This window comes from Brachybacterium atlanticum, from assembly GCF_025669985.1.
GTDB classification, from domain to species: Bacteria; Actinomycetota; Actinomycetes; order Actinomycetales; family Dermabacteraceae; genus Brachybacterium; species Brachybacterium conglomeratum.
In genome coordinates this window covers 1-11246 of sequence record NZ_JAKJJW010000053.1, presented here as the reverse complement: position 1 = coordinate 11246, position 11246 = coordinate 1, and the positions used below count along the sequence as shown (strand labels likewise).

Here is an 11246-nt window from a genome sequence, read left to right as displayed (position 1 = left end):
GCCGGTAGGAGCTCGGTCGAGAGGGCAAGGACTGAGCGACGTACTGGCGAGGGACGAGCCGGTAGGAGCTCGGTCGAGAGGGCAAGGACTGAGCGACGTACTGGCGAGGGACGAGCCGGTAGGAGCTCGGTCGAAGGTACAGGACTGAGTCGGGCGGAGCGCCCGGCCCGGCCCGCCGCCTCGCCCTGCCCGCCTCCTGGTGCCGCGCGCGGTCAGAGCAGCCCCAGCGCCTCCTTCAGCGCGAGCATCCGGCCGGCGGACTCCCGCACCCGCTGCTCCTGCTCCTCGCCACGCCCGGCCCACTCCTCGATCGCGTCGACGAGCTCGCCGGTCAGTGACGGGTCGGCGGTGAGCACCGCGTCGCCGCCTGCCTCGAGCAGCCGGGTCGCGCGCTCGGCGACGGGGACGTCGGCGACGGCCTGAGCGGCGCCGATGTCGTCGGTGACCACGAGCCCCTCGAAGCCGAGGCCGTCGCGCAGCAGGTCCTGGATCGCGGCGGCGGAGAACATCGCCGGGACGTCCGGCTCGATCCGCGGATAGATCGCGGAGGACATCATCACCAGCTGCGCGCCGGCGTCGATCCCGGCGCGGAAGGACTCGAGGAACGGGTCCTCGGGCCCGGTGGTCGTGTCCTCGATCCCCTCGGCGGAGAAGTCGGTGTTCTGCTCCACCCTGCCCAAGCCCGGGAAGTGCTTCAGCGTCGCGCCGATGCCCTGCTCGGACAGCGCCTCGACCGCGGTGGTCACGCAGTCGGCGACCTGCTCGGGATCGGTGCCGAAGCCGCGGTCCAGCCCGCCCACGGGCTCGTTCGCGTCGCCGAGCTCCGGGTCGACGACGTCGGCGACGGGGGAGAGGGCCACGTGCAGCCCCCGCGCGGAGAGGTCCTCGCCGATGCTCGTGTACGCGTCGGCCACCGCCTGCGGACCCTCGGCGCCGAGGGTCTCGGCCGAGGCCGTCTCCCGTGCCGCGTCGCCCCGCAGCATCCGCACCTGGCCGCCCTCCTGGTCCACGGCCAGCAGCGGCGGCAGCTCGGGGCGGGCGAGCGAGAAGGCGGAGTCGACGACGGCGTCGACCTGCTCGGCACTCTCCCACACCTGCAGCAGGAAGATCCCTCCGGCGTGGTGCTCCTCGAACGTCGCGGTCGGGATCTCGGAGCCGGCGGCGATGCCGACGAGGACCAGCTGTCCGGCGATCTCGCGCGGCGAGAGCCCCTCGAGCAGCTGCTCGGCGGCGCTCGGCGGGGCGGTCGTCGTCGGCTCCTCGCCGTCGGACGGGTCGCCGTCGGACGGGGCGGTGCCGCCGTCTCCGCCGTCGGAGGGGGCCGCGCCCCCGCCGTCGCCGCCCGGGGACGCGGGGTCCTCCTCAGGGGCGGTGCAGGCGGCGAGAGCGGCCGCGGGGGCGAGGGCGAGCAGGTGACGACGTCGCATCCCGACAGTGTTCCATGCACGCAGCGGGCCCGTCGGACTGGGTCCCCGGGCCCGGCGCTCGCCGTATCGTGTCCTCCATGAGCGACCAGATCCTCCCGCAGGACCATCCGCACGCCGCGCGGCTCGAGAACGGCACCGGCACCTCGCTGGCCGAGTGGACGGACCGGCTCGACGCGGCCGGCGGGCGCGACCTCGACCACACCGCGATCGCGCGGATGCTGGTGGAGCGGTGGGAGGTCGAGGAGTGGTGGGCGCAGGGCGTCACCGTCGCCTACGAGCAGCTGATCGGCCGCCGCGTGGTGGGGCAGAGCTGCGACGGGGACTTCTCCGCCTCCGCCTCCCGCACCGTGCCCGGCACGTCGACGCAGGTGCGCGACCGCTGGGACGCGTTCATGACCGAGGCCCGCCGCGACGGCCTCGGGCTCGAGGAGCCCTCGCTCAGCGACACCGCGACGTGGCGCTACTGGCGCGCCGCCGTCGCCGACGGCAGCCGCGTCTCGGTGAACATCACTGCGAAGGACGAGGGCCGCAGCACCCTCGGCATCGAGCACAAGGGCCTGGAGACGGCCGATGCGCGGACCGCCTGGAAGGACGCCTGGAAGGGCGTGCTCGGCGAGTTCACCGCGCTCCCCGCCACGACGAGCACCGGGCAGGGCGACCGGTGACGGACCCCGCCCCCACGACCGACCGGACCACGACCACGGAGATCTCCACGATGACCGACAGCACCGACCAGGCCGAGCACACCGCGCAGCTCCCCGCCCCCGACGGCAGCACCGACCCGCACGCCTGGCTGGAGGACGTCACCGGCGAGGAGGCGCTGGACTGGGTGCGCGAGCGCAACGCCCGCGCCGAGTCCGCGCTGGAGAGCGTCCAGGACCCCGCCGATCCCGACGGCGCCCCGCTCGCGGAGACCCTGCAGGGGCAGATCCGGGAGATCCTCGACGCGAAGGACCGCATCCCCGGCGTCGTCAAGCGCGGCGAGCACCTCTACAACGTCTGGACCGACGCCGAGCACGAGCGCGGGCTGTGGCGACGCACCACGATGGAGTCCTACCGCACGGACGAGCCCGATTGGGAGATCCTGCTGGACGTCGATGCGCTGAACGAGGCCGAGGGCGAGGACTGGGTGTGGCACGGCGCGCGGCTGCTCCGCCCCGCGGGCCTGGCAGACGGGGAGCCCTACCGCCGCGCCCTGGTCGCGCTCTCCCACGGCGGCTCCGACGCGGACGTCACGCGCGAGTTCGACCTCGAGACCCTCTCCTTCGTCCCCGAGTCCGAGGACGGCTTCGTGCGCCCCGAGGCCAAGGGCTCGCTGTCCTGGATCGACGAGGACACTGTCTGGGCCTGCACCGACTTCGGCGAGGACACCATGACCAGCTCCGGCTACGCCCGCCAGGCCCGGATCTGGCGACGCGGGACGCCGCTGGACGAGGCGGAGCTCGTCCACGAGATCCCCGCCTCGGACATGGCGGTCTTCGCCGCGCACGACCACACCCCCGGCTGGGAGCGGGACTGGGTCGTCGAGGCCCACGCCTTCTACGACCAGACCGTGCACGTCGTGGACCGCTCCGCGACCCCGCCGGAGCTGACGACCGTCGAGGTGCCCCGCGACCTCGAGGCGACCGCGCACAGGGACCTCGGGATCTTCAGCCCCCGCAGCGACTGGCACGTGGGAGAGGACGTCTACCCGGCCGGCTCCCTCGTCGTCGGCGACTTCGCCCGCTTCCAGTCGGGCGAGCCCGAGCTGCACATGCTCTTCGAGCCCACCGCCTCCACCTCCCTCGCGGACATGACCATCACCCGCACCGCCGTGGTCCTCTCCATCCTCGAGGACGTCGTGCACCGCCTGGAGGTCCACACCCGCGACGAGCACGGGCAGTGGGTGCGCCGAGATCTGTACCCCGAGCTGCGCGGCTCCATCGGCGTCTCCGCGGTCGACGCCGACGAGAGCGACGAGATCTGGGTGACCGTCACCGACTTCATCGAGCCGACCGCGCTGCTGCTCGGGGACCTCTCCGAGGTCGCCGGCGGCGGCGAGCCGACGGACCTCGAGCCGGTGAAGTCCGCCCCGGCGCGCTTCGACGCCGAGGGGCTCGAGGTCACCCAGCACTTCGCCACCAGCGACGACGGCACCCGCATCCCGTACTTCGAGATCTCCCAGGTGCGACAGGAGGGGGAGGAGCCCGGCCCGCGTCCCACCCTGCTCTACGGATACGGCGGCTTCGAGATCTCCCTGACCCCGTCCTACCTCGGCGCGATCGGGAAGACCTGGCTCGAGCGGGGCGGCACCTACGTGCTCGCCAACATCCGCGGCGGCGGCGAGTACGGCCCCGCCTGGCACCAGGCGGCGCTGAAGGAGGAGCGCCACCGCGCCTACGAGGACTTCTCCTCGGTCGCGAAGGACCTCGTCGAGCGGGGCGTCACCGACCGCGACCACCTCGCGGTGCGCGGCGGCTCCAACGGCGGCCTGCTCACCGGGAACATGCTCACCCAGTACCCGGAGCTGTTCGGCGCGGTGATCATCCAGGTGCCGCTGCTGGACATGAAGCGCTACAGCCACCTGCTGGCCGGAGCGTCGTGGATGGCGGAGTACGGCGACCCCGACACCGAGGACTGGGAGTTCGTGCGCACCTTCAGCCCGTACCACCTGCTCTCCGAGGAGCGGGCCGCGGACTATCCGCCCACCTTCGTGCTCACCTCCACGCGCGACGACCGCGTCCATCCCGGCCACGCCCGGAAGTTCACCGCGGCGCTCGAGTCGCTCGGCGCCGACGTGCGCTCCTGGGAGAACATCGAGGGCGGGCACGGCGGCGCGGCGAACAACGAGCAGGCGGCGCGGATGAACGCGCTGCTGTACACCTTCCTGTGGGACACGATCGGCGGCGCGACGGGCAGCGGTGCGACGGATTCCGGTGCGACGGGCGGCGACGCATGAGAAGCCCCGTGCCCCGTCGGGCGAGATGAGAGAACGGCGATGAGCGAGGAGCCCCGCACCTCCCGGACCCCCACGTCCGGGCCGTCGGCCCTGCCCCTGCCCCGGCGGATCGCGCCCTGGGCGCGGCCGGTCGAGATCATCGAGCGCGCCACCCAGGACGAGCTGCTGCAGATCCGCAACGACCTCATGACCGTCTACCGCGAGGTGGAGGGGGAGGGGCCGGAGCTGTTCCCGCTGCGCTACGCCCGCGCGACCCCGCGCCGTCCCCGCCGGGTGCGGGGAGCGGACGGGAGCCCCCAGCCCGAGTCCCTCAGCCCCGAGGTGCCGGTCCTGATCCTGCCCGACGGACCCGCACGGGCCTCGGTGCTGCCCTACGACGTGCTGCGCCGCAGCCTCGCCGCGCGCGGGGTGGACGTGCTGATGATGGAGCACCGCGGCGTCGGCTTCTCCCGGCTGGACGCCGTCGGGGAGGACCTGCCCGCCGCCGCGATCACGCTGCGGGAGGTGGTGCGGGACGTGCTCGCCGTGCTCGACCGCGCCGGCGTCGAGCGGGCGGCGCTCGTCGGCACCGGCTACGGCGCCCAGCTCGCCCAGATCCTCGCGATCCTGCACCCGGAGCGGGTGCACTCCCTGGTGCTGGACTCCCCGCGCAGCGCCGCGACCGACGAGCTGGTCGCCCAGCGACGTCTGCGCGAGCTGTACTGGGACGGCGGCGAGGCGACCACCTCGTCCACCGCCGCCGTGCTGCGCCGCCTCGCCGCGGAGGGGAAGGTGGAGGCCTCCCGCGCCGGTCCCGTCGTGCTCGCCGTCCACGAGCACGGAGGACCGGCCGCGGTGCGCGATCTCGTGGACCTGCTCGCCGTCGGTCGCGGCTCCCTGACCTGGTCCAGCGTGCGGAAGGTGCTGAACCGGGCCTGGCTCGAGTCGACCCCGTTCGTGGTCGAGCACGACCTCGTGGCCCGTCTCGTGCACACGGAGCTCGGGTACGGGGCGCACGCCGACGGGGGACCGCTGGACCCGCTGCTGCTCACGGGCGAGCAGCGCCGGGCCGTGCCGCCCTTCGCGCGCGAGCCGATCGACCTGCACGCCCTCGCCCCCGCGATCACCGCCCCGACCCTGGTGATCTCGGGGAGCCAGAACCTGGTCAGCCCGATGCAGGTCGCCCGGGAGGTCGCCGGGCGGATCCCCGGCGCGCAGCTGCTGGAGATCCGCGGCGCGGGCCACTCGATGCTCGACACCCGCAGCCGCATCCTCCAGATCGCGGCGCGCTGGAGCGCCTGCGGGGTCGCGCACCGGCTGCCCGAGCACGCCGCGGAGCTCGCGGCCCTGCCGGTCTCCGCGACCGACCGGGCCCTCTCGCGGGGCCTGCAGATCGCGCTGACGGCGGAGCGGCACTCGCCGTGGCGGCTCCGGCTCGAGTCCGCGCGGGCGGAGCGGGAGCGGCACCTGCTGGAGCGAGCGCAGGCGACCTCCCGAGGTCAGCGGGGCCGACGCACCGGCACCGTCCGGGAGGACCCGGTCTGAGGAGCATCGCCGGCCCGGCCTGACGAGACCCGACCACCCTGCCTGCCGGCGCTCGGCTCAGGCCCGGCAGGCCACCGTGAAGCCGCCCTCGTCGAACACCGCCCGGTACTCGGCGCCCCACCGCTGCTGCGCCCAGACCGCCAGGTCATCGGGCGGCATCGAGTTCCAGGAGAACGCGTACCAGTCCCCGAGCACACAGTCGGGGACGCGTTCGTTCGGGCCATGCAGCCACTGCACGTCGTGGTCGGGCACGGCCTGGGCGAGGAGCGTGATGTCCGCCGCGAGGACCGCGTCGTCGGGCACCGCCTCGAGCGCGGCCTGCGCGGGCTCGGCCCGCCACGTCGGATCCCACTGCTGCGGGCGCAGCACGTCCAGCACGGGCATCTGAGGGCCGAGCACCAGCGTGACCGCGGCGCACAGCGCGACGGCGGCGGTCCGCACCGGCCTGGGCGGCAGCGGCGCGTCGCGGCGCAGCCAGGCCGTGGCCCGTCCGGTGCGGCGGTCGCCGAGGGCGTCCAGCAGGGCCGCGAGCGCGATCGGCATGAGCACCGCGTTGTAGTGCCAGTACCAGTCCCAGTAGAACTCGACCGTCCCGGTGAAGCGCCATGCGAGGGTCGGCACCATCAGCCAGATCAGCGGCGAACGGGCTCCGATCCCGCCGGCGAGCGCGAGGAGCATCAGCACGGTCAGCCACTTCACCGGCGGCCAGACCACCTCCAGCGGCGAGCCGAGGTTGTCGGTGTAGTCGTACTGCCCGGCAGTGTTCAGCGCCGGGAGGATCACGAAGGTCGCCAGCACGAACCATGCCGCGCCCCAGGAGGCGAGCAGGGCGCCGAGCGGGCGGTGCTCCCGGCCACGCAGCGCGATCACGAGCCCGAGCGCCGCGACGGTCAGCCCCAGATCCTCCTTGACCAGCACCAGCGGCGCGGCCCACAGCGCCGCGGCGAGCACCTTCTCCCGCAGCAGGGCGGTCAGCGAGAAGGCCAGCAGGGGCACGGCGAGCGCGATCTCGTGGAACTGCACCGCCGCCGCGGACTGCAGCCCGAAGGAGAAGACGTAGGCGGCGCCCGCGACCGTGCCGAGGCCCGCTCCGAGCCGGTCGATCGCGAGACGGGTCAGCGGGATCGCGGAGATCCCGAACAGCAGCGCCTGGGTCCACAGCAGCGCCTCGCCGCTGGGCCAGATCCACCACACCGGCGCCAGCAGCGCGAGCAGCGGATGGAAGTGGTCGCCCAGCAGGTTCACCGCATCGCCCTTGATCGGCACGATCGGGGCGCGCAGCTCCCCGTAGGCGCGGAGGAGCTGGGTGAAGATCCCCAGGTCCCAGGATGGCGCGACGAGGTTGCGGAACTGCTGGCTGCCCAGCAGGCCGTAGGCGAGGGTGCCGGCGAGCGCGAGCAGCGCGGGCACCAGGAGGCGCAGGCGCGTCGGCTCGGCGGGCACGGGAGCGGGGCGCGCCGGGCAGGAGATCTCGGGTGCCTGGCTCACAGAGGAGAGGGTAGTCGCCGCGGACCGCACGTCGATCCCGCCCCGCGGGGCTCTAGACTCCGAGCATGATCTCGCTGACCAGGGCACGGATGCTCCGAGTCGTCGCCGGTGCCGGCGCCGTCGGGGCGCTGTCGCTCGTCGAGCCGCGTCGGCTGGGTCCGCTCGCGCACGGTGCCTACCGGGTGGGCGTCGCCGCGGCGACCGCCGCGCTCGTCGCGGACTCCTCCCGCTACGACCTGCCGGTGCTGGACCCGGTGCGCGACGGCGTCGTCGCCGGCGGCGTGACGCTGGGGCTGATGGACGTGGTCGAGGGCTTCGACGCCCGGATGGTCGACGCCCTGCGCGGGCTCGGGATGACCCGGCCCCGCCTCGCGCTCGCGGCGCTGGGCGCGGCGGGCACCGCGGCCGTGATCGCGCTGCCCCACCTGGGGGACCCCGATCGCAGCTGGTCCCTGCGCGAGGAGACCTTCGGGGAGCCCGCCGGGGTGCCGCTGCCCTCCGAGGCGCGGGCCCTGATCGAGGCGCTCCTGGCCGATGCCCCGGACGCCCCGGCCCCGCCGGGCGCGGAGGCGCTGCGCGAGCAGCTCGAGACCGCACGGGTCCTCGACACCGGCGGGGTCGGCGCGGACCTGCAGCTCGTGGTGGAGGATCCCCGGCGCCTCGCGGTGCCGCGCCAGCAGCAGTGGCCGGTGCGCGGCGAGTTCCTCCGCGGCGGGATCCGCTACGAGCTCGAGCTCCAGATCGACGGGGGCCGGCTCGGGATGCTCTCGGTGATGGTCCCCGACGAGGAGCCCCGGCTCGAGCACGCCCTCTCCCAGCTCGCCTCCCCGGCCTTCGTGCTGCCCGATCCGGACCGGATCGCGCTGCGCCGGGAGACCGAGGCGCCCTGAGCCGGGAGATCGGTCCGCCCCGGCGTCGGCGGACGGGCCCCCTGAGCCGTACCCCCTGAACGACCTCGCGGCCGCCGCCGGCGCGGATCCGTGACCTGATCGGGACCCTCCCTCCCGCAATCCGGTCGTTCGACTCCCGGTGAGGGGAGTCACATGATCAAATGGTGAACGGCGGTGCGCACCGGACATCCCGGGGCGACCCTTCGCGCGCGCACCGTCCTCCCTCTCTCCTCGAAGGACGGCGCCGATGCCTCTGCCCAGACCAGATCTTCCCAGACCCCGCGGCCTGCTCGCGGCCTCCGCCGGCACGGCGCTCGTCGCCGGCATGCTGGTGAGCGCCCCCGCGCTCGCCGACGGCGAGACCCCCGAGAAGCTCGGCACCGCCGCCGAGCTCGGCGTCGAGATCCCCACGGCCGACGAGCTCCGCGCCGCGGGGGAGACCACCGTCCCCGGCCGCTGGCTGGTCGAGGTCGAGGGGCAGCCCACGCTCCGCGGCGGCTCGAAGACGTCGGCGACCGCCGCGCAGGAGACCGTGGCCGAGCGCGCCGAGGACGCCGCGATCCCGCTCGAGGTCCAGGAGAGCTTCACCACCGGCTGGAACGGAATGTCCGTCGAGATGGACGACGCCGATGCGCAGAAGCTCAGCGAGGTCGAGGGCGTGCGGGCCGTGTACCCCGTGCTCGAGGTCGCCGCCCCCGAGCCGGCCGACGCGACGCCCTCGGACGTCTACGGCAACGCGATGACCGGCGTGGACCAGGTCCAGCAGGTCGACGGCCTCAGCGGCGAGGGCGTCACCGTCGCGGTGATCGACTCCGGCATCGATTACAACCATCCCGATCTCGGCGGCTCCGGCGTGGACGACGAGACGAAGGACTTCCCGAACGACCGCGTCGTCGGCGGCTACGACCTCGTCGGAGACGCCTACGACTCCCGCACCGGCGAGGCCCCCGTCCCCGACGAGTTCCCCGACGACTGCGGCGGCCACGGCTCCCACGTCGCCGGCATCATCGGCGCCGACGGCGAGGTCGTCGGCGTGGCCCCGAAGGTCGACCTGCTCTCCTACCGCGTGTTCGGCTGCGAGGGCTCCAGCGACACCGAGGTGATCCTCGAGGCGATGGAGCGGGCGATGGACGACGGCGCGGACGTGGTCAACATGTCCCTCGGCGCCTCCTTCATGACCTGGCAGGACTACCCGACCGCGCAGATGGTCGAGACGCTCGTCGACGACGACGTCACCGTGGTCATCTCCGCGGGCAACGAGGGGGCCGCGGGCCTGTTCTCGAGCGGCGCCCCGGGCGTGGCCGAGAGCGCGATCACGGTCGCCTCCGTCGACAACACCCACCGCTCCGCGCCCTTCGCGACCGCGGGAGGGGCCGACCGGCCCTACTCGGCCGCGACCGGCTCCCCGCAGCCGCCGACCTCGGGCGAGCTCGCGCTCGTCGCCGCCGGCGCTCCCGGCACCACCGCCGCACAGGCCTGCGACCCGACGGCCGTGCCCGCCGCCGAGCCGGGCCAGGCCCTGCTCGTCGAGCGCGGCAGCTGCGCGTTCCGCGAGAAGGCCGTCGCTGGCGAGCAGGCGGGCTACGACGCCGTGATCCTGTACGACAACGCCCCCGGCGTCGTGAACCCGACGGTCGAGGGCGATCCCGCGCTCACCGTCCCGGTCGTGATGCTCTCCCAGGCCGACGGCCTGGCCCTGCAGGAGGCGCTCGCGGCCGGCCCGGTCACCTGGGCCTGGCAGTCCGGCTCCACCACGGTCGAGAACGGGACCGGCGGTCTCGTCTCCGACTTCTCCTCCTACGGTCTGACGGCCGACCTCGACCTCAAGCCCGACGTCGCGGCGCCCGGCGGCTCGATCTGGTCGACGCTGCCGCTCGAGAGCGGCGGCCACGGCTCCATGTCCGGCACGTCGATGGCGGCGCCGCACGTCGCCGGCGCGGCCGCGCTGCTGCTGGAGGCGAAGCCCGACCTCGCCCCCGCGGATGTGAAGACCGCGATGATGAACACCGCCGACCAGCTCACCTGGTCGCTGCTGCCGGAGCAGGGCTATCTCGAGCCCGTCCACCGTCAGGGCGCGGGCATGCTGAACATGGTCGCCGCGGTGCGCGCGACCTCGTCCGTCACGACCCCGACGATCTCCCTCGGCGAGGGCGAGGCCGGGCCGAAGGACGTCACCCTGACGGTCACCAACGACTCCGACGCCGAGAAGGTGTACGACGTCGGCTTCGAGAGCGGCGTCGCGACCGCGATCCCGACCAGCAATCCCGAGTTCTACACGGCCGAGGCGACCACCGGCACCTCCGCCGAGCAGGTGACCGTGCCCGCGCACGGAAGCGCGGAGGTCACCGTGACCCTCGGCGAGGACTTCGGGACGGACGGCCTCATCTACGGCGGCTGGATCACCCTGACCGGCGCCGATGACGACCTCGTGGTGCCCTTCGCCGGCCTCTCCGGCGACTATCAGGCCCTCACCGTCCTGGACGACCAGGGGATGGGCCTGCCCGGCCTCGGCGTCAGCGACGGCGCCGGCAGCGTGCTGCTGGATCCCGAGGGCGGCCACACCTACACGATGGCCGACGGCGACGTGCCCTACCTCGCCTACGCTTTCGCGCTCCCGGCCGAGCGGCTCGAGATCTCGGCCTACCAGGTGCGGGCCAACGGGAAGCTCAAGGTCGTCAACCCCTCCATGGGCACGATCGACGCGACCGATCACCTGGGCCGTTCCCCCGAGCCCGAGCTGTTCGCCTGGGACGGCACCTTCTCGATGAAGAACCAGAAGTCCCGCAGCGTGAAGGACGGCGACTACGTCCTGGAGATGAAGGTCCTGAGGCCCCTCGGCGATCCGGAGAACCCGGAGCACTGGGAGACCTGGACCTCGCCGCAGTTCACGATCGACTACGCGAACCCGCGCCAGCCCGGGGCCCGCTGAGTCCGGCCTGACGCCACCTGGGAGAGGGGCGGCGGCACCGCATCGGTGCC

7 protein-coding genes are annotated in these 11246 nt (G+C 73.9%); 5 read left to right on the top strand and 2 right to left on the bottom strand.

Annotated features, from left to right (window positions below):
• Positions 1 to 212 precede the first annotated feature (212 nt).
• Positions 213 to 1427 carry a glycoside hydrolase family 3 N-terminal domain-containing protein gene (locus L3K22_RS16105; RefSeq protein ID WP_263312290.1) on the bottom strand — a complete coding sequence of 405 codons (1215 nt, stop codon included), beginning with the start codon at positions 1425 to 1427 and terminating at the stop codon, positions 213 to 215.
• 77 nt (positions 1428 to 1504) lie between these two features.
• Here L3K22_RS16105 and L3K22_RS16100 point away from each other — a divergent pair, with 77 nt between their 5' ends.
• Genes L3K22_RS16100 through L3K22_RS16090 form a run of 3 tightly spaced genes read left to right on the top strand, consistent with a single transcriptional unit; the run spans position 1505 to position 5889 of the window.
• Positions 1505 to 2092 (top strand): hypothetical protein, encoded by a 588-nt coding sequence (locus tag L3K22_RS16100; RefSeq protein WP_263312289.1) that lies wholly within the window; start codon positions 1505 to 1507, stop codon positions 2090 to 2092.
• A gap of 50 nt (positions 2093 to 2142) precedes the next feature.
• Positions 2143 to 4365, top strand: a complete 2223-nt coding sequence (locus tag L3K22_RS16095) for a prolyl oligopeptidase family serine peptidase (RefSeq protein ID WP_263312288.1) — start codon at positions 2143 to 2145, stop codon at positions 4363 to 4365.
• 39 nt (positions 4366 to 4404) lie between these two features.
• Positions 4405 to 5889 (top strand): alpha/beta fold hydrolase, encoded by a 1485-nt coding sequence (locus tag L3K22_RS16090; RefSeq protein WP_263312287.1) that lies wholly within the window; start codon positions 4405 to 4407, stop codon positions 5887 to 5889.
• Between the two features lie 57 nt (positions 5890 to 5946).
• Here the strand turns inward: L3K22_RS16090 and L3K22_RS16085 are convergent, their stop codons facing one another.
• A complete protein-coding gene (locus L3K22_RS16085) occupies positions 5947 to 7377 on the bottom strand; it encodes a DUF2079 domain-containing protein (RefSeq protein WP_263312286.1) in 1431 nt (476 codons plus the stop codon).
• Positions 7378 to 7442: 65 nt separating this feature from the next.
• On the opposite strand from L3K22_RS16085, the gene L3K22_RS16080 reads away from it, so the two are divergent.
• Both L3K22_RS16080 and L3K22_RS16705 read left to right on the top strand, forming a co-directional pair.
• The gene (locus L3K22_RS16080) at positions 7443 to 8267 is read left to right on the top strand and encodes a hypothetical protein (RefSeq protein WP_263312285.1); all 825 of its coding nucleotides are present in this window, start codon (positions 7443 to 7445) and stop codon (positions 8265 to 8267) included.
• A 247-nt stretch (positions 8268 to 8514) separates the two neighbouring features.
• The gene (locus L3K22_RS16705) at positions 8515 to 11196 is read left to right on the top strand and encodes a S8 family serine peptidase (protein ID WP_308445956.1); all 2682 of its coding nucleotides are present in this window, start codon (positions 8515 to 8517) and stop codon (positions 11194 to 11196) included.
• Positions 11197 to 11246: the final 50 nt, after the last annotated feature.